18 protein-coding genes and 1 tRNA gene are annotated in these 18,231 nt (G+C 38.6%); 6 read left to right on the forward strand and 13 right to left on the reverse strand.

Features of this window, described 5'->3' with window-relative positions; genetic code table 11:
* Window positions 1-2: 2 nt before the first annotated feature.
* Window positions 3-3,035 carry a SusC/RagA family TonB-linked outer membrane protein gene (locus GRFL_RS04680; protein WP_236995880.1) on the reverse strand — a complete coding sequence of 1,011 codons (3,033 nt, stop codon included), beginning with the start codon at window positions 3,033-3,035 and terminating at the stop codon, window positions 3-5.
* Between the two features lie 301 nt (window positions 3,036-3,336).
* Between GRFL_RS04680 and GRFL_RS04685 the strand changes: the two genes are divergently transcribed.
* Together GRFL_RS04685 and GRFL_RS04690 are read left to right on the forward strand one after the other, a co-directional pair.
* Window positions 3,337-4,209 (forward strand): AraC family transcriptional regulator, encoded by an 873-nt coding sequence (locus GRFL_RS04685; protein WP_083643520.1) that lies wholly within the window; start codon window positions 3,337-3,339, stop codon window positions 4,207-4,209.
* A 27-nt stretch (window positions 4,210-4,236) separates the two neighbouring features.
* Window positions 4,237-5,082, forward strand: coding sequence for a sugar phosphate isomerase/epimerase family protein (locus tag GRFL_RS04690; RefSeq protein ID WP_158091648.1), 846 nt, complete (start codon window positions 4,237-4,239; stop codon window positions 5,080-5,082).
* 158 nt (window positions 5,083-5,240) lie between these two features.
* Here GRFL_RS04690 and GRFL_RS04695 read toward each other — a convergent pair whose 3' ends face one another.
* Together GRFL_RS04695 and GRFL_RS04700 are read right to left on the reverse strand one after the other, a co-directional pair.
* Entirely contained in the window at window positions 5,241-5,972 is a 732-nt protein-coding gene (locus GRFL_RS04695) for an SOS response-associated peptidase (protein ID WP_083643522.1), read from the reverse strand.
* Entirely contained in the window at window positions 5,972-6,406 is a 435-nt protein-coding gene (locus GRFL_RS04700) for a hypothetical protein (protein ID WP_083643523.1), read from the reverse strand. Before GRFL_RS04700 ends, GRFL_RS04695 begins: the two co-directional genes overlap by 1 nt.
* A 103-nt stretch (window positions 6,407-6,509) precedes the next feature.
* On the opposite strand from GRFL_RS04700, the gene GRFL_RS04705 reads away from it, so the two are divergent.
* The 3 genes from GRFL_RS04705 to GRFL_RS04715 are packed head-to-tail and all read left to right on the forward strand — an operon-like array spanning window position 6,510 to window position 8,079.
* Entirely contained in the window at window positions 6,510-6,935 is a 426-nt protein-coding gene (locus GRFL_RS04705) for a hypothetical protein (protein ID WP_083643524.1), read from the forward strand.
* A 29-nt stretch (window positions 6,936-6,964) separates the two neighbouring features.
* Complete coding sequence (locus GRFL_RS04710; RefSeq protein ID WP_083643525.1) at window positions 6,965-7,378, forward strand: hypothetical protein; 414 nt, start codon at window positions 6,965-6,967, stop codon at window positions 7,376-7,378.
* A gap of 8 nt (window positions 7,379-7,386) precedes the next feature.
* Entirely contained in the window at window positions 7,387-8,079 is a 693-nt protein-coding gene (locus GRFL_RS04715; protein ID WP_083643526.1) for a hypothetical protein, read from the forward strand.
* On the opposite strand, the gene ybeY is transcribed toward GRFL_RS04715, so the two are convergent.
* The 10 genes from ybeY to GRFL_RS04765 all read right to left on the reverse strand — a co-directional run bounded on the left by ybeY (window position 8,076) and on the right by GRFL_RS04765 (window position 16,949).
* Window positions 8,076-8,495, reverse strand: coding sequence for an rRNA maturation RNase YbeY (ybeY, locus tag GRFL_RS04720; RefSeq protein ID WP_083643527.1), 420 nt, complete (start codon window positions 8,493-8,495; stop codon window positions 8,076-8,078). The two genes, GRFL_RS04715 and ybeY, sit on opposite strands and share 4 nt — an antisense overlap.
* Window positions 8,496-8,703: 208 nt before the next feature.
* Window positions 8,704-9,930, reverse strand: coding sequence for a site-specific integrase (locus tag GRFL_RS04725; RefSeq protein WP_083643528.1), 1,227 nt, complete (start codon window positions 9,928-9,930; stop codon window positions 8,704-8,706).
* Between the two features lie 233 nt (window positions 9,931-10,163).
* Window positions 10,164-10,238 (reverse strand) — tRNA-Val (locus tag GRFL_RS04730).
* A 143-nt stretch (window positions 10,239-10,381) separates the two neighbouring features.
* Window positions 10,382-11,197 (reverse strand): hypothetical protein, encoded by an 816-nt coding sequence (locus GRFL_RS04735; protein ID WP_083645958.1) that lies wholly within the window; start codon window positions 11,195-11,197, stop codon window positions 10,382-10,384.
* A 138-nt stretch (window positions 11,198-11,335) separates the two neighbouring features.
* Complete coding sequence (locus GRFL_RS04740) at window positions 11,336-12,556, reverse strand: bifunctional folylpolyglutamate synthase/dihydrofolate synthase (RefSeq protein ID WP_236995881.1); 1,221 nt, start codon at window positions 12,554-12,556, stop codon at window positions 11,336-11,338.
* Entirely contained in the window at window positions 12,557-13,381 is an 825-nt protein-coding gene (locus tag GRFL_RS04745; protein WP_083643529.1) for an energy transducer TonB, read from the reverse strand.
* 1 nt (window position 13,382) lies between these two features.
* Window positions 13,383-13,775 (reverse strand): ExbD/TolR family protein, encoded by a 393-nt coding sequence (locus GRFL_RS04750; RefSeq protein WP_083643530.1) that lies wholly within the window; start codon window positions 13,773-13,775, stop codon window positions 13,383-13,385.
* A gap of 1 nt (window position 13,776) precedes the next feature.
* On the reverse strand, window positions 13,777-14,478 hold the full coding sequence (locus tag GRFL_RS04755; RefSeq protein ID WP_083643531.1) for a MotA/TolQ/ExbB proton channel family protein: 702 nt from the start codon (window positions 14,476-14,478) through the stop codon (window positions 13,777-13,779).
* Between the two features lie 114 nt (window positions 14,479-14,592).
* Complete coding sequence (locus GRFL_RS04760) at window positions 14,593-15,819, reverse strand: Glu/Leu/Phe/Val dehydrogenase dimerization domain-containing protein (RefSeq protein WP_083643532.1); 1,227 nt, start codon at window positions 15,817-15,819, stop codon at window positions 14,593-14,595.
* Between the two features lie 65 nt (window positions 15,820-15,884).
* Window positions 15,885-16,949 (reverse strand): anhydro-N-acetylmuramic acid kinase, encoded by a 1,065-nt coding sequence (locus tag GRFL_RS04765; protein ID WP_083643533.1) that lies wholly within the window; start codon window positions 16,947-16,949, stop codon window positions 15,885-15,887.
* A 94-nt stretch (window positions 16,950-17,043) separates the two neighbouring features.
* Between GRFL_RS04765 and GRFL_RS04770 the strand changes: the two genes are divergently transcribed.
* Window positions 17,044-18,186 carry an acyl-CoA dehydrogenase gene (locus GRFL_RS04770; RefSeq protein ID WP_083643534.1) on the forward strand — a complete coding sequence of 381 codons (1,143 nt, stop codon included), beginning with the start codon at window positions 17,044-17,046 and terminating at the stop codon, window positions 18,184-18,186.
* The last annotated feature ends 45 nt before the right edge of the window (window positions 18,187-18,231 follow it).

Raw genomic sequence — 18,231 nt, forward strand, 5'->3', positions numbered from 1 at the left:
TTTTAAAAAGTTAAATCAAGTCCAAGTGTTAATTGACGTAATCTAGGATAGCCTCCCCAATAGATCCCATCGAGTCCTACCTCCGGATCGTAGCCTTCAAAATCTGTAAATGTGTAAAGATTGTTTCCATTGATATAAATTCTGGCGCTATTGATCAATCGTTCATTTAGAGGCATGGTATAGCCAAGGGTCAAATTTTGAACTCGCACAAAGGATCCATCTTCTACCCACCAGTCGGAAAAGTAGGTTTGACGCCCATCTCGCAGACGCGGATACTCATTTGATGGGTTATCCAAGGTCCATCTATACGGTAAATTGCTAGGCTGATTAAATTTTTGAGTGTTGATCACATCCTGACCAAAACTCCCGTTAAAAAAGATGCTAAAGTCAAAGTTTTTATAGGTTGTATTTAATCCAAGACTTAAATTAAAATCAGGATTTGGATCACCAATGATCGTGCGATCATCCAGATTGATCAGACCATCACCGTTAATATCCACATATTTAAATTCCCCGGCCTGCGCCAGGTCACCATCTAAACCTGCATCTACACCTTCCTGCAAATCCTGAATGATTCCATCAGTTTTATACCCATAAAAAACATTTACTGGCTGACCAACTGCTAGAATATTTGGATATTGTCGGAACATTTCTAGACTATTTCCGGAATATTCAAACTGCATTCCGGTATTTGGATCGATCGTTAGTCCAGATTCCGCTACCCCTCCTAAATCAACAACTTCATTTTCATTCATGTAGAAAATCAAATTAGAGCTCAAGGAAAAATCATCATTCTCAATTATACCGGCATTTATGCTGAGTTCTATTCCTTCATTTGAAATTTCTCCATTATTAATCCAAATTCGGTCATAGCTTGAAGATGGACTTAGAATTCGCTCTCTTAATAAATCTTTCGTATGCTTTTTGTAATAGTCAAAAGTAAAACTCAATCGATCATCAAACAGGGCGATATCAGTTCCAATATCCAACTGCGAAGTGGTTTCCCATTTTAGGTCAGGATTGGGAATTCCTCCCCACAATACTTCAATACCTCCCTGTCCGGCGCGGCCCACTTCAAATCCAGGACCTATAGCAGTTACCCAACTACCGTTATCATAATACTGACTTACACCATACCTGCTTAACGTTTGGTAGGGACTGATCCCTTGATTTCCTGAAACTCCATAACTCACCCGCAGTTTAAGCTGATTTAAATCTTCAACATTTTTAAGAAAATTCTCCTCGTGCAGTTTCCAGCTTAAAGCACCGGAAGGGAAAAAAGCCCATTTATTGTTGATTCCAAATTTGGAAGAACCATCCACCCTACCTGTAAAAGTCGCCAGATACTTATTTTTATAACCGTAATTCAATCGAAATATCCCTGAAACCAGCTCTGTTTCTATCTTATTATTGGAAACTTGATTAAGCTCGGGGTTTCCGGCACCAATATTCTCATTTTGCAAGGTTTCGTTGACGAAATCAAAAGCCCCAAGTGAAGAACTTCTTGTCATATATTTTTCATAGGTGAAGCCCACTGTTGCACCAAGTCGGTGATCTCCAAAGTTCTCGTCGTAATTGGCAAATGTTTCAGAAACCAGATTATGTCCCTGCCAATTATTGATTCGAGCAGCACCATTATTGAAATCTCCTGCCTGAGTGTAGGTATCTGGAAAATACTGATCATTAATATATTCCCCGTATTTATAGTTGAATCTTGAGGTTAATTTTAATGCATCATATATATCATATTCAAAAGCGACAGAAGTAATAACATCGATTGATTTGGTATCATCAAGGCGGTTATCTGCGATGGCAACCGGATGATTATAATCATTTGTTCCAACCAGAAAATAGTCGCCGTTGTCATCATAAATCGGGAAAATAGGGTTTCGCCAATAGGCTAGCCCGGAATTACTGTTTCTGGTACCTTTACTTAAGATGTTAGAGAAGCGAATCTTAAAGTTTTCGAATACATCATGCTTAACCCTAAGGTTGTAGCCCACTTTATCGTAGTCATCATCTTTATAAACACCCATATCTGAAAAATAATTGGCGCTTAGATTGAAACTGGTTTTATCCGTTCCACTATTAACACTTACAGTGGTATTATTAGACATTGGAGTATCTCGAAACACTATGTCATCCCATCTGGTAAAATATGGCCAATCTCCAGATTGCAATTCCGCTACAGATGGATAATAAACCCCCGTGGAGTTTTCAGCCCCTATATATAATGGTTGGAAACCGCCATTGGATCTGGACTCATTATTTAATTGCGCCATTAGCACTGGATCGCGCCATAAGTCAACTTTTGAATTGAAATAAGAAACGGTAGATTGTTGCTGAATACGAATAGTGGTTTTGCCTTCTTTGGCCTGTTTGGTAGTGATAATTATCACACCGTTGGCTCCTCTAGAACCATAAATTGCGGAAGCTGAAGCATCTTTCAACACATCCACACTTTCAATATCCGCAGGATTAATCTGCTTTAGATTACCCGCATCTCCTAATGGAAAACCATCTACCACAATTAAGGGTGCATTAGACCCCCGCAAAGAACTTCCCCCTCTAATCCTAACCGTTGCTCCAGCACCGGGATCCTGGGAGGGAGTTGATACCTGCAAACCAGCTACACGGCCCTGCAGCACTCTTTCAATGGAATTTGCTGGAATATCTTCCACCTTTTCCGTATTCAAGCTACTGACCGAACCCGTCAGATCCTTTTTCTGAACATTTCCATATCCCACAACCACCACTTCAGATAATTGATTAAGATCTTCCTCTAATTTTATAGATACAGTTAACTCTTCTGGAACCGAAATCGTTTGCGAAACAAAACCAATACTTGAAAAGACCAGCTGAGCATCCATAGAATTGATCTCCAATGTAAATTCTCCATCAAAATTGGTTACGGTCCCATTGCTAGTACCCTCCTCCATGACGGTTACTCCTGGAAGGGGCACCTCCTGATTATCTGTTACGGTACCTGTAACAATATTTTGAGCAGTCCCCGCAATTGTTGTGATTAAAAACATGACAATAATCACATGATTTTTTAAGGTAAAATTCATATTCATTAATTATTCGATTAAATATTGTGATATCACAAATTAAAAGCATGTTATTAAGAAAAATTTTGTAAATAAAGTCGATATATAATACTTTGATGAATAACATATGTTATTTATATGAATTTATTTTCGGCTAGTCATGTTTAAAATGTGTAATAATTAGTTTTTTAAAAGTATTTTAAACGTATATCTCATATTTTTGTGGTAGTTTTATCAATATTCTTAATATATACTTTCATAAATAAGTTTTAAATATGATACTATTATGAATAAAAAAGATAAAGTTCTTCGGGAATTAGTCCCAATTTCCAATGATGACTTCTTCGTAGTTCTCAATCACCAGAATGCTAAATTTGACTTTCCATTACATTATCATCCAGAAATAGAAATAAACCTGGTGATGAATTCGTCAGGCAAGAGAATCGTGGGAGACTCGATCTCTGATTATTGCAATCAGGATCTAGTTATTATTGGTCCCAATACGCCACATTGCTGGATTGGAAGACCGGAATATGAAAATGCACATGTTATTACTATTCAGTTTCATATGAACTTCATTTCTCCTCAGTCACTCAATAAAAAATTAGCCATGCCAATAAGAGATCTGCTGGACAAATCAAGCAGGGGTATATTATTTTCAGACGATACGATCAATCAGTTGAAACCAAAAATCATGGGATTATCTGAAAATCAGGATTTCGATTCATTTTTGACATTTCTATCTATATTATACGATTTGTCAATAGCTCGAAATACTAAGTCCCTGGCCTCCATTTCTTATATCGAGGATTATAAAATATCAAAAAGTCGTCGTATTCAGAAAGTGAGCGATTACATACATCAAAATCTGCATCGTAAGATTCTCATACAAGATGTCGCCTCATTAATCAACATGTCAGAATCAGCCTTTAGCCATTTTTTTAAGAAGAGCACTAATAGCTCATTCTCGGATTATGTCATCGATCTAAGGTTAGGCCATGCGGCTAGAGAACTTATTGAAACTGAAAAATCAATTAGTGAAATTTGCTTCGACAGTGGGTTTAGCAATATCTCAAATTTCAATAGATCTTTTAAACGCAAACTCGGATTTACACCAAGCGCCTTCCGAGCCCAACAAAAATTAATTACCAAACATTAAATCATGATAACCCGAAAAAAATTTATAATGAAAACAACCGGTCTAGCTTTATTTTCATGTGCGGTCATTCCAGATTTAAAAGATTTTCCATTCCGCAAAAAACTGGGAATTCAGTTGTATTCTTTGAGGGATATTATCAATAAGCAGCCAGAAGCTGTTTTGGAAAATCTGGCGCAAATAGGTTTTACCGAAATAGAAACATACGGTTTAACAGATGGAAAAATGTACGGTCTAACACCAGGAAAGCTCCAACAAATTTTTAAAAAAAACTATTTAAAATCGCCAAGTGGTCATTATGGTTTGGAAAAAATGCTAGCTGGAGATTTTGAGGAATTAAAGGAAGTGATTGCAGTAGCCAAAACTTTAGAACAAGAATATATTACGGTTCCTAGTATTCCAGAGAATTTGAGGCAAACAGCAGCAGACTATAAGACTATTGCCAGAAGATTGAATCGAGCTGGAGAATTGTGCAAAGAGGCTGATTTAAAAATAGCCTATCATAATCATGACTTTGAATTTGACAAGTTAGGCAATTCTGAATACAATGGATATGAGATTCTTCTGCAACATACTAACCAAGAACTTGTAAAATTTGAAATGGATGTGTATTGGGTGGTTCGTTCTGGCCTAGATCCAATAAATGTTCTTGAACAATTTCCTGGGCGATTTGATTTACTGCATATTAAAGACATGGATAAAACCAACCAGGATTTAAATACAGAAATAGGCAATGGATCAATAGATTATCAAGAAATTTTAAAAAGAATATCTAATAAATCTTCTTGGCATTATATAATTGAACAGGAAAATTTCAATAAAGACTATTATGCAAGTTTGAAACAAAGCGCCGATTACTTAGCCAAAATAATTTAGAAAGGATGGATAATATCATTTATAAAATTTTTAAAGTCTTTCCATTTCCTTAATTATTGACAGTTGCTTTTGACTACCTAATTAAAATCACGCTAGAATATTTTTTGATGTATAACCATAAGAAAGCGTAAATGACACCAGAAATGGTAGCATCCTTATTAGAAAATATTTTGTATTGGTTGAACCGGATCAATTACATCTTTACCATCCCGTACAAAATCCCGTTTGTAAATATCGTTTGATACTGCGTGCGCATGAAATTCTTTCGAGGTAAACCCTTTCCGAACCAGATCATCAATGACAGATTTTGATTGTTCAGGTTTTATCCACTCCTCGACCAATTTATCATCTAGTACCAATGGCATTCTCTTTTTAACGTTATGAACCTTAGCAAAAAAATCGTTTGCTTCAGTAGTAACTAAAGAAACATAGTATTCATCATCCATGATGGAATAAATTCCCGCTATTGGTAGAATCGAACGACTATTGTAATCCCCCGCATCATTAGGTACATAACAATAAAACGGCTGCTTTTTGTTACTAGAAAATGTGTGCGGTTCATAAAAGCCATCGAACAAAATTACACATCTGCCTTCCTGCACGTAAGGTTTATAAGACTTGGTTTCCCAAAAATCCTCCCCTCTGGCATTTAAGGTGTATTTGCTGTCCTTTAAAAACTTTTCAGGATCTCTTTTACCCCAAAAAGGAACGAGGCCCCATGTTGCGGTTGTTATATAGTCAGGAGAGTCCTGCGCCACAATTGGTATGGCCGGATTTGAAAATGCGTTCACATTATATGAGGGTTGGATGGTGCGAATACCCTTCTTACCTTTATTCCCATACCCCATCAACTTTCTTTCTTCTTTAGAAATAGATCCTTTATAACACATTATTTATAAGTTTTCATTTTACTTAATGCCTCCAACTTTTGATAAGCAGCTTTCAATTCATAATCAATTAGGCATACGTGATAAACATCTTCCTCCGGATTGCCAATATAGTAACCAGAAATTCCTTCAATCTCATTATTCGTACTAGTCCAAATTATGCAATAGTCGGATGAAGGAGACATTACGTCTGGCAGGGTTGATAGTAAAGTACTTTTTACAGTAAAAATCTTCTGACTATCCGAATCCTCAATCAATCCGTGAACATCTGCCAGGTTAGTATAACCAAATTTAGCCGGATAAATCTTCACACTATTATTTGGTGTAATTAAAACCTCATCCTCTTCCAAATCCATAATTGAATAATCCTTTGGAAATTTACAATTAGAATAGAATTCTAATTGTTCTTTGGTCAAACTGAATTTTGGCTTATCCATTTCTAAAATACCATTTAATTAAAAATCAAAGACTTACTACAATGTTAATTATTCTCTATCAAATATATGGAATATTTCCTATTTTTGGGAATATTTCCTTTTTATGTCTCTTAGAACAATTTTTGGCGACCCAATCTACTTTAATAGTGGCTTAAAAGTCCGAAATCCTCTACTCGGCGTTGAAATAGATTATTATTTCATGGCTCATCTTATATCAGGAAGTAAGACTGAACTAACCTTAAAATTATGGACAGTGATCATTGACTATGAAGGAATAGTTTATGGAATGTGCACACATCACCATGGCCATTATTTTGAATGGAAAGAAGCCATTCAAAATCGAATTAAAAGTCATCTTCTTGAAGTCGGTTTGGACAACCTCCAGGTTAATAGAATGATTAGAGATATTGAAATTAAAAAACAAGACCATATTATTCCCTTCGATTCAAGAACTGGTGATGCTATAGGAATTAATGGAAGCAATGAGTTATATATTCGTAAAACAAAATTCACTTATATTCAAAAATAAACTGGTCTGGAAATTGCTTCATTGATTATATGCAAAAAATATTTTTCATCCTATTGTTCACCGGATGCTTTGTTCAGGCTCAGGAAGCGGTTTTCAAATCACCTATCACTGAATATGTAGACGCTCCAGCTGACGGAATTTCTTTAAAAAATATTGATCGCAAAATTATTCTGAAAGAGAATGAAATAGTCCTGAAAACTTTCAGGCCTGAGGGAGATACAGATATTGAGATATGGACGAAAGCAGATTATGACATTCATATAACTCGTCATAAAGGAAGGGTAATTAGAAGCTTTAATACCTTTCTAATATTTAATGGAGAAAAAATACTGGCAAAATGGGATTTCGTCGATGATGGAGATGGAAAGATTGAATTAATTTCCAGAACTTTATTCGATAGCTTTGGTGATAATCCTTTAACCAGTAGGTTTCATATTGATTAGATAATTTGATGGAGATCGGGATAACTTTAAATGCATCTGAAAAAGAAATTGAATTCGCGTTCAAAGCATTTATGCAGGTACCATTACTTTATCAAAGAACATACTTTCAATCTACTTCAATATATCCTGAAGTCTACGCCATTCCTGCCGAAGATCAGTCTTGCATATATCCAATGGAATTAGGTTTAGCTCCAACAGACTGCGAGGAGATTGAAGATTATCGCTTTCATAGCCCCAATTCTTGTTTTTTTGAAAGAAAGAGATTTTTTGATAATGACATATTGGTCTCGGAAAGCAAGACTTGTTTGATTATACTAACAGGAATGATCCTACCAATAAAAGCATGGAAAAGTTCAAAAATCTATCCTTTTCACACTAAGCCTGACGGATCAAAATTTATCGTGGTGGCTGGAATTTATAATGAAATAAGACCTGGATATTATACTACCGCAATGATCACAAAGAGTAAAATGGAATGCTCTCCATTATTCGCAAAATTTGATTGCCCGGAAATACCTTTTGTAATGGATCATAAATGTGCATCGGAATGGTTAAAGGCTAAATCAATTTCGGAACGAATTCATACTTTATCACACGCATTCAATGCAAAACGTTTTACAGGCTATAATCTAAGATTGGATTTATTTAGCAGGGAGGAAAATATGAATAGAAGAAGTTCACTAAAAAGAAGATCTTCTTAAAACAATGCAATTTTCTCCTCTTCTTTAGAACGCATTATGGATTTTTCTTCCTTCGTTTTATCCTTATATCCGCAAAAATGAAGTATTCCGTGAGCCATCACTCTCTTAAGCTCATTTTCAAAGGACACGTCGAAAATTCCAGCATTGTCCTTAACACGGTCTACACTGATAAAAATATCTCCAGAAACTAAATCATCAATTGTATTATCGAAACTTATAATATCAGTTAATGTATCATGACTTAAATACTTGACATTTATTTCATGTAAATATTCATCACTACAAAAAATATAATTTAATTCTCCGAGGTCCTTCTTTTCTGAAGCTGCAACGAGTTCTATCCATTTCAAATAATCCTCTTCATTTGAGATAGAAAAATCGCATTCATAGAAAAAACTAATTTCTATATTATTCATACACGTAGTTTATGATTACAAAAATAAGCTTTGAAGGAATAACCACTCTTAATTTTAATATTTTCTAACTGTCCTTAATTTTTTCGAATAACCGACCATTGTTAATTTTCAATGTTGCCATTATTGAAAGGCAATGATGATGGTAGGGCATCATCTTTAAACCACAAATCATTGAAATTTAGAGCTTATTTTCATTCTCTATTGAAGGCTACGATTTTTTACTTTCCAATATATTCCTTAGCGCATTCATATCTGCTGAAATCTTTTTATCAAGCACCCGTGCGTATATTTGTGTTGTGGCTAACCTGGAATGCCCTAGAATTTTAGAAACTGTCTCAATGGGAACTCCATTGGTTAAAGTAATTGTAGTAGCAAAAGTATGGCGTGCCATGTGAAAGGTAAGATTCTTATCAATACTACATTTATCTGCCAGTTCTTTCAAATAACTATTTAACTTTTGATTAGAAAGGTTTGGCAGTAGACTAGAGTTTTTTCTTCTAGGATGATCCGAATATTTATTGATTATTTCAAGAGGAATAGATAATAATGGTAAACGAACCGAATTATCGGTTTTCGCTCGTTTAGTGGTAATCCATAGTGAGTTATCAATGCTCTGAAGGTTTTTGAAATCTAAATTCATCATATCGCCATAAGATATACCGGTATAACAACTAAAAATGAAAAGATCGCGAACAAGATCCAGACGATCAATAGAAGTACTTAAATTAACCATTTTATCCAGCTCAACCTGAGTAAGAAATTCTCTTTCGTTCTTATGCATCTTAATTGAATATCCTTGTAACGGATTATGGTTTATCCAGCCTAAATTAATTGCTATTCTCACCATTTTCCTAAACCTTTGAATATGCTTCATGGCTCCATTGTTACTCATATATCCATAATGATCTTTTGAATGATAGTTTCTCAGGAATGTTTCGAATCCGGTGACAAATGCATAATCAAGCCTTTTTAGCAATAAATCTTTTGATTTATATTTTTTCCCGACAAATTCCAGGAGATATCTTTGAGTGGTGCAATAATGGCTGATAGTTGCCTGACTAAGATTGTGATTTTCATTATCATTATGATACTTAAAAAGTGAAGACAATGTTTCCAGGTTCTCTTCTTCTTTTAAATAAGCCTTTTTTACCGATTCCGCATCGATAATCTCACCTTCCAGTTTAAGATCTCTATAGCAAGAAAATAATTCAGCTCGCACATGCTGAATATATTCATTGATTTCTTTAGCCTCGGGAGATCTGCCAGATACCTTTGAACGCCTTGCGTTCCAATGATTCAAAGGAATTTCGTGTTTAAGGCTTAGATTGACTCTTTTACCATCAACGGTAATTCTAGCATAGAGTGTAGCACTTTCATTTGAATCTTTAGAAGTTTTGATCCAGAAAAGGACAGAAAATGTCGATCGAGATTTCATAGTTGTCGTCTTTAAATTATACAAAAATTAGACGAAAGTCAAAAATCAACTACTTGATCTACTGTCAGTTACAGCTAAATCGGTTACCTAATTTTTGAGGTTTTTCTCCAGGTAACCGAATAGTAGACCGATTTAAATGAAATTATATCAAATTAAATGAAGGTCTAAAAACCACAAAACCTTGCAAATCAATAAGATAAGCAAGGTTTTATGTTAAATTAATTCTTAAAAAGTGGGCGCGAAGGGATTCGAACCCCTGACCCCTTGGGTGTAAACCAAGTGCTCTGAACCAACTGAGCTACGCGCCCTTGCGTGATTGCGGATGCAAATATAGACTACATTTTCAATTACGCAAAACAATTTTGAAAAAAAGATAAAATTATTTTTCAGCTTCAATTTTAGGCATTTCAAGACCTCCGTCTAGGCGTCTCATTACCAGCTAAAAAACCGATTATTTCTGCAATTCCGGGACACTGCGATAAATATAATCTCCATGCTTTCCAGAGAACAATTTATTCAAATCTCCCATAAATTGTTCCCGTTCTTTCTCATCTGGCCAGGCAGAACTGATCAAATTTTCCTCTTCAGCAAAGAAATCTTCTATATCGCCCAGTTTATCGAATACGAATACTTCCTGAAGTTCCCGCCCGTTGGATCCCCAAATGTGCCGATGTGTATAATAGGCCTTTAATTTGGAATTTTTCTGAGTGACCTTTTCATCAAATTCTTTAAAATTCTCCGGTTTTCCCTGGCCATCCATTGCCAGGTCACTTTTACGCACATAGTAAATAAGAGGTTTTTCACTGCGTTCCGTCAAAGGCTTACGATACCTCATCGTCTGGTAGATCTCGTCGCTGTGTTCCTTCCCGTAATAACTGGTTTGTTTATCAAAGAATTTTTTCCTCTCCGTTTCGTCCGGCCAGGCCTCTTCAATGAGTTTCTGGTTCATCTCTTCTGCTTTCTCGATATCGTCCCAGTTCTGGTAAACGTTGACCATGACCAGTTCAGAATTATCGGGAGTAAAATAATGTGTGTAAAAACCTGAACCTATGATCAGGTCGTTTTTACTGGTAACCTTTTTAAAATATTCCTTTTCAGTTTCCAGCCAGTCGGAAAAATCGGTTTCCGGGTCGCCATTCCAGTGAGTAGTAGTCATGGTGATGAAAACAGGTTTGAAATCATCAGTTTCGGGTTCGCTTTCCTGCGCGAACAGGAATGGACAAACGAATAGACACATCGCAAGTCCCAAATTGGATACATTTTTCATTTTTTGGTTGCTTTTAGTTAATAAATCCAAGCTAAAAGGTCACCATTGCATCGTAAAAATGGGAATAGCAGCAGCGGTTAAAATAAGTTAGGGGAAAGTGTTAAAAAATTACTAATATAAATATACTAAAAATTTGATTTACAGCACTTCAGCAACCGTAAAATTACTACCTCCGGCAAATACAAGATCTTCATCCAATGCATTTTCGAGTGCTGCAGAATAGGCCTGGTGTACTGAAGTATAGCTTTTTCCTTCCAATTCATAATTTGCAGCTGCTTCCTGCAGCATTTCAGCAGCCAGACCTCTAGGCACATCAGGTTTACAGAAATAATAGCGTGCATTTTTAGGAAATAATGGCAAAACCTTAGAAAGGTCTTTATCATTTACCACTCCAAGAACTACGTGAAGATTCTGAAAATTTTCCTGCTGGAGTTGTTGTAATACCAGCTTCAAACCTTCAGCGTTATGGGCTGTATCGCAGATCACTTTCGGTTTTTGCTGTAACACATCCCAACGACCCTGCAAACCGGTATGTAATTTTACATTTTTCAGGCCATTGATCAGTTGTTCTTCGGAAACTGAAAATCCGGCTTTTCGAAGTGCTTCTACGGAAGCTAAGACAGTTTTCAGATTTTTCGCCTGATACACACCTTTTAAGTCGGTATAATACTCGGGGAATTGCCCATCTGAAGCAAAGTTTATGGCCGCATTCATTTCTTCAGCTTTCTTCAGAAAAACACCAGTCGTTTCCTCCTGTTTTTCGCCAATCACCACCGGAATATTCCATTTGATGATCCCGGCTTTTTCCGAAGCAATTTCCGGTAAGGTTTCGCCAAGGAAAGCAGTATGATCCAACCCAATGTTCGTAATAACCGAAAGTTCCGGAGTGATAATATTAGTGGAATCCAGCCTGCCTCCCATGCCGGTTTCGATAACGGCAATATCAACCTTTTCCTTTGCAAATTGATCTAATGCCATTCCTACGGTCATCTCAAAAAAGCTGAGCTTATTAGCCGCCAGGAAAAGCTGATTTTCCTCAATGAATGATATCACATCATTTTGATCGATCATCCTGCCATTGATCCTGATACGCTCCCTGAAATCTTTTAAATGTGGAGAAGTATACAATCCTGTTTTATAACCTGCCGATTGCAAAATAGAAGCCAGCATATGACTTACCGAACCTTTGCCGTTCGTCCCGGCTACATGAATACTTCGGAATCTATTTTCGGGATGATCTAAATGTTCAGCAAGATTGAGCGTATTGGTCAGATCTTTTTTAAAGGCAGTTTTGCCCACACGTTGATACATGGGTAACTGCTGAAACATCCATTCAACAGTTTCTTCGTACGTCTTCAACTATTCGGAAAGTTTAAAGTTGTAGATAATCGTCCCAACCTGCACGGAAGGCGCGTTAGAATCAGAATTGAAACGAGTCGCCATAGCGGCTCTTTTAGCAGGATCTGTAAGGCACGGAGCGTTATTAGTAGTTCCTTTAATTCCCGGAGTCGCACGAACAACCTGCCCGTTACGATTCACTTCTATACGAACCACCACGATCCCGGATTCATTACAATCCTGAACGAATTTCTCTTTATTTAAAGCCTTTCTACCGCCTAGTCGATAATTTCCATCTCCATCCAGTCCGGCCCCTTGCCCATAATAAGAACTGGCATTCGGATCGCCATCTGGACTACCTTTATCCCCAGCCTGGTTATCATTTCCTTCACCGCTTGTTGCTTCACCAGATCTTTCCGGACCGTTTAAGATGCTACTCAACGCATCATTGGTAGATTTATCTGGTTTTGGTTCTGGTTTTTTTACAGGCTTAGGTTCTTCTTTAGGTTTTTCAACCGGTTCAGTTTTCACCGGTTCCTTTTTCTTCTTTTCTACTACCGGCGCTTCTTCGATATCCTGAGTCACCACCTCTTTTTCAATTACAGGCTCTGTTTTTACCGGTTCAGGTTGTGCCGTACTTTGCTTTGGCGCAGATTTAATGGGTTTTGTTGGCTGAGTATCTCCAGAACCAACTTCCGAAGTACCAAAATTCACCGCGATACCACTTTCTGGTGGCGGATCTAAATAAGTTAAGCCGAAAAATATCAAAAGAAGGATCAGGATCACGTGAATGACCACGGTGATCGTGAATGATTTCTTCTCATGTTTTGTTTCCAGCATCGCCATCTTATTCTGGTTTTACAGCCAATACAATTTTGTAACTATTTCGGTTCGCAATATCCATTACGTTAACCGCTTTTTCAATCGGCACTCCTTCTTCTGCCCTGAGGATGATCGTTGGATTCTCCTCTCCGGCAAGTCTTTTCTTCAATTCTCCTTCCAAAGCACTATTGCTAATCCTATCACTATTGATATAAACCTGAAGGTCTTTGGTAATACTTACTGAAAGCGTTTGCTTGTTGGTAGTTTTACCTTTTGCCTTCGGAAGGATCAAATCCAGTGCTTCCGGGGTGATAACCGGAGAAGTCAGCATGAAAAAGATGAGCAGTAGAAATACTACATCGGTCATCGAACTCATGCTGAATTCCGGACTTATTTTATTTCTTCCTCTTAAATTCATATTAAGCAGGCTCGTTTAACAGGTCAAGGAAATCAACCGCAGTCGCTTCCATCTGATGCACCACTTTATCGGTTTTCACTACCAAATGGTTATAACCTATATAAGCAATAATACCCACTACCAGACCGGCAACGGTTGTAGTCATCGCGGTATAAATACCTTCTGCCAACGCTCCCATCTGTGCCTGGCCACTGCTTGTTGCCAGTTCATGGAAAGCAAGCACCATACCAATTACCGTTCCCAGGAACCCAATCATTGGCGCAGCACCGGCGATAGTTGCCAAGATACTTACGTTTTTCTCCAACTTGTAAACTTCCAGTCTGCCAGCATTTTCGATAGCAGTATTGATATCTTCCAACGGACTTCCAATTCGGGAAATCCCTTTTTCGGTTAGACGGGCCACAGGCGAGTCGCTTTGAGCGCAACGAATCTTAGCCGATTCGATATTTCCATTCTGAACGCTGTCTTTAATTTGCAGCATGAAATTCTTGTCAACCCTACTCGCTGCCTTGATCGCGAACAGTCTTTCAAAATAAATATAGACCGCTACAAAAAGAAGCACAAATAGAATAACAATGATGATTTGGCCACCGAGGCCTCCACTAAACATCAGGTCAAATAATGATAGTGTTTTTTCTTCCACGACCGGCTCTGCATTCTGGGCAGCATCTGCAAGGCCGTCCTGCTGAAAAACGTATAGCATAGGTATTTAAAGGTTTTTTAATGTAACGTGCTAACTTGATTTTAATTGTAAACCAAATTTAAATAATCAGCAAGCTTTATTTACAAAGGCGCTCCATAATGTATGCACAATGTTTTAAACAAGTTGTTTAAGAGCCACTTCGAAAGCCGATTTACTGATATTTTGTTTGCTACTATTATTATCGAAAGTATTCTGGATCGCGTTCTTAATAGTCATAGACGTATCGTTGAAGATCGCTTCATCTGTCATCTGCACTCTTCGCTCCATGAAATAAGCGAAAACTCGCGCCATCCCGGAGTTGGAAATAAAATCTGGGATCAGGCTTACGCGACTATCGGTATGTTCCATGATGGGGCCGAAGAAAATCTCTTTATCAGCAAATGGTACGTTCGCACCACAGGAGATCACTTCGAGGTTGGTATTGATCATCGCGTCTATCTGTTCCTGGGAGATCAATCTGGAAGCAGCGCAAGGTGCAAAAATTTCCGCATCCAGTTTCCAGATCTTTTCATTGATCTCATCAAAAGGCATCATATCATCATGACGAAGCGTGTTACCTTCCTTCTGAAGAAATAATTGCTTGATCTCTTCAAAACTGAAGCCTTCCTCGTTGATGAGCCCACCGTTGCGGTCGATGATCCCAACGATCTTCGCCCCAAGCTGTGCCAGGTAATAAGCCGCTGCGGAACCTACATTTCCGAAGCCCTGAACGATCGCCTTCTTTCCCTCAATCTTTCCGCCGTAAATATTATAATAATGATGCACAGCTTCAGCCACGCCGTAACCGGTAATCATATCGGCAACAGTATATTTACGGGTTACATCGGGTGAAAAATTGGGGTTTTCAAGAACTTTGATCACACCCTGTCGCAATTGCCCAATCCGGTTGATCTTATCGGCTTCCGTTGGCTTAAAATGCCCATTGAAAACGCCTTCCTGCGGGTGCCATACTCCACAATCTTCGGTGATCGGGATCACTTCATTAATCTCATCTACATTCAAATCACCACCCGTTCCGTAGTAACTTTTCAGAAGTGGAGAAACCGCTTTGTACCATCTTTCCAGCACACCTTTTTTTCGAGGATCGGCCGGATCGAAGTTGATACCAGATTTTGCACCACCAATAGGAGGCCCGGAAACGGTAAATTTCACTTCCATCGTTTTAGCAAGCGATAAAACCTCGTTCATATCCAGTCCCTGTCTCATTCTTGTACCACCACCGGCAGCTCCACCGCGCAGCGAATTGATCACTGTCCAGCCCTCGGCTTCGGTTTCAGAATCTTTCCAGTGAAAGACAATTTCAGGCTCTTTATTTTCGTATACTTTGAGTAATTCTTTCATTTATGCTCTGTTTTGCAGCAAATATAAAAAATCGATAAGGGGCTATTCCGAATTTTGAAAAATTTTCAGGGTTCGTAGATCCGGCCGGAAGAGTGATCCATCCGTGCACCGGTAACCGACTGTAATACGTTGACTTCGCCGCGGAGTTTCAGGGCGCCAAGCAAGGCGAAAATAAGTGCTTCCTTGAATTCGACCAGCTGAGCATCCGGTATTAGAAATTCACATTTTGAATATTTTCTGAACTGACCGATCAAGAATTCATTATACACGCCCCCACCGGTCAGCAAAACCGACGAATTAGGATCATTATCCAGCACATTCGCGGTTTGCTGTGCCACGTGAACACAGAAGGTGCTGAGAATATCTGGAATTTCGAGCGAAAACTTTTCTATTAAAGGGATTACCTCGCAGTTCACCCATTCGATACCCAGGGATTTCGGAGCCTCTTTTTTGTAAAAGCTCAACGCGTTCAAATGCTGAAGCAACTCCTCATTCACTTCTCCTGAAGCAGCCATATTCCCATTTTCGTCATAATCCCTTCCGATTTTCCGCGTGAAAAAATTCAGTACCGTGTTAACCGGACAAATATCAAATGCCAGGCGCCGGGAATCCTTTTCCATTGAAATGTTCGCAAACCCGCCCAAATTCATACAATATTGATGATCACTGAAAAACAGGCGATCTCCTATAGGAACCAGAGGCGCTCCCTGCCCGCCGAGCTCCACGTCCTGAACCCGAAAATCACAAACTACCGGAATACCAGTGAGTCTGGCCAGCTCGGGCAAATTCCCGATCTGGAACGTGATGCCTTCCTTCGGGCGATGTTTTACCGTATGGCCGTGACTGCAAACGGCATCTACCAGATCGATCTCGTACTTTTTAATGAAGGTGTTGATCACCCCCGATAAATATTCGGTATACCGGTAATCCAAATCGTTTAGCTCGGCCGGCTCCAGTTTTATCGCATTTTCAAGGGAACTTTGCCATTTTTCAGTATAGGCAACCGTTTCAGCATGTATTATTTTATAGCTAATGGGTTCTTCTAAATCAATTTCAGTAAAAACCAGATCGATACCATCCAGCGAGGTACCCGACATGACCCCCACAAGCCTGAATTCATTTTTTTTCATATTCGTAAAAATACTCAATATCAATTGAAAAATAGGTACCAAAAAGCTATCTTTGGCCTCCAAAAATCAGTTTTTTATAAATTCTTTATTGAGTATGGATTTCAAACTTACCGAAGAACACCTCATGATACGGGACGCCGCCCGCGACTTTGCAAAAACCGAATTACTTCCCGGCGTGATAGAACGAGATGAAAAGCAGGAATTTCCTGCTGAGCAGATCAAGAAAATGGGAGAATTGGGCTTTCTGGGAATGATGGCTTCTCCGGAATATGGCGGTGGTGGAATGGACACCATTTCCTATGTTTTGGCAATGGAAGAAATTTCCAAGATCGATGCGTCTGCTTCGGTAGTAATGTCGGTCAACAATTCACTGGTTTGCTGGGGACTTGATACGTATGGTTCCGAAGAGCAAAAACAGAAATACCTTTCGAAATTAACGACCGGTGAAAAACTGGGCGCTTTTTGTCTTTCTGAGCCGGAAGCCGGAAGTGACGCGACTTCACAGCGAACTACGGCGATCGACAAAGGCGACCATTATATTCTGAACGGAACAAAAAACTGGATCACCAATGGGAATTCTGCTGATTTTTACCTGGTGATCGCTCAAACCGATAAGGAGAAGAAACATAAAGGAATCAACGCTTTTATCGTTGAAAAGGGATGGGAAGGTTTTGAAATTGGCCCAAAAGAGCAAAAACTGGGTATTCGTGGAAGTGATACGCATTCCCTGAATTTCAATGATGTAAAGGTTCCTAAGGAAAATCGCATTGGCGAAGATGGCTTCGGCTTTAAGTTTGCCATGAAAACGCTTTCTGGAGGACGTATTGGAATCGCGGCTCAGGCTTTGGGAATCGCCGCTGGCGCGTACGAGCTGGCAAAAGAATATTCCAAACAACGTAAAGCTTTTGGAACTGAAATTTGCAACCACCAGGCAATCGCCTTCAAACTGGCTGATATGCACACCCAGATCGAAGCAGCCCGCCACCTGGTAATGAAAGCCGCCTGGGATAAAGACCAGGGTGAAAATTATGACCTTTCCGGCGCTATGGCGAAATTACATGCTTCTCAAACCGCTATGGATGTGACTGTGGAAGCGGTTCAGGTTCACGGCGGAAACGGCTACGTAAAGGAATACCACGTAGAGCGTTTAATGCGTGATGCCAAGATCACACAGATCTATGAAGGCACTTCTGAAATTCAGAAAATCGTGATCTCCAGAAGTATTTTAAAATCGTAATATTAGAACCAGTATTTACCAAATAAAGAGCCGCTCAAAATTGAG

The organism is Christiangramia flava JLT2011 (assembly GCF_001951155.1).
Classification (GTDB): domain Bacteria; phylum Bacteroidota; class Bacteroidia; order Flavobacteriales; family Flavobacteriaceae; genus Christiangramia; species Christiangramia flava.

Excerpts from the sequence above, each read along its gene's own strand:
- GRFL_RS04680 (WP_236995880.1), bottom strand. The coding sequence starts at position 3,035 with ATGTTTTTAATCACAACAATTGCGGGGACTGCTCAAAATATTGTTACA.
- GRFL_RS04685 (WP_083643520.1), top strand. The coding sequence starts at position 3,337 with ATGAATAAAAAAGATAAAGTTCTTCGGGAATTAGTCCCAATTTCCAAT.
- GRFL_RS04690 (WP_158091648.1), top strand. The coding sequence starts at position 4,237 with ATGAAAACAACCGGTCTAGCTTTATTTTCATGTGCGGTCATTCCAGAT.
- GRFL_RS04695 (WP_083643522.1), bottom strand. The coding sequence starts at position 5,972 with ATGTGTTATAAAGGATCTATTTCTAAAGAAGAAAGAAAGTTGATGGGG.
- GRFL_RS04700 (WP_083643523.1), bottom strand. The coding sequence starts at position 6,406 with ATGGATAAGCCAAAATTCAGTTTGACCAAAGAACAATTAGAATTCTAT.
- GRFL_RS04705 (WP_083643524.1), top strand. The coding sequence starts at position 6,510 with ATGTCTCTTAGAACAATTTTTGGCGACCCAATCTACTTTAATAGTGGC.
- GRFL_RS04710 (WP_083643525.1), top strand. The coding sequence starts at position 6,965 with ATGCAAAAAATATTTTTCATCCTATTGTTCACCGGATGCTTTGTTCAG.
- GRFL_RS04715 (WP_083643526.1), top strand. The coding sequence starts at position 7,387 with ATGGAGATCGGGATAACTTTAAATGCATCTGAAAAAGAAATTGAATTC.
- ybeY (WP_083643527.1), bottom strand. The coding sequence starts at position 8,495 with ATGAATAATATAGAAATTAGTTTTTTCTATGAATGCGATTTTTCTATC.
- GRFL_RS04725 (WP_083643528.1), bottom strand. The coding sequence starts at position 9,930 with ATGAAATCTCGATCGACATTTTCTGTCCTTTTCTGGATCAAAACTTCT.
- GRFL_RS04735 (WP_083645958.1), bottom strand. The coding sequence starts at position 11,197 with ATGAAAAATGTATCCAATTTGGGACTTGCGATGTGTCTATTCGTTTGT.
- GRFL_RS04745 (WP_083643529.1), bottom strand. The coding sequence starts at position 13,381 with ATGGCGATGCTGGAAACAAAACATGAGAAGAAATCATTCACGATCACC.
- GRFL_RS04750 (WP_083643530.1), bottom strand. The coding sequence starts at position 13,775 with ATGAATTTAAGAGGAAGAAATAAAATAAGTCCGGAATTCAGCATGAGT.
- GRFL_RS04755 (WP_083643531.1), bottom strand. The coding sequence starts at position 14,478 with ATGCTATACGTTTTTCAGCAGGACGGCCTTGCAGATGCTGCCCAGAAT.
- GRFL_RS04760 (WP_083643532.1), bottom strand. The coding sequence starts at position 15,819 with ATGAAAGAATTACTCAAAGTATACGAAAATAAAGAGCCTGAAATTGTC.
- GRFL_RS04765 (WP_083643533.1), bottom strand. The coding sequence starts at position 16,949 with ATGAAAAAAAATGAATTCAGGCTTGTGGGGGTCATGTCGGGTACCTCG.
- GRFL_RS04770 (WP_083643534.1), top strand. The coding sequence starts at position 17,044 with ATGGATTTCAAACTTACCGAAGAACACCTCATGATACGGGACGCCGCC.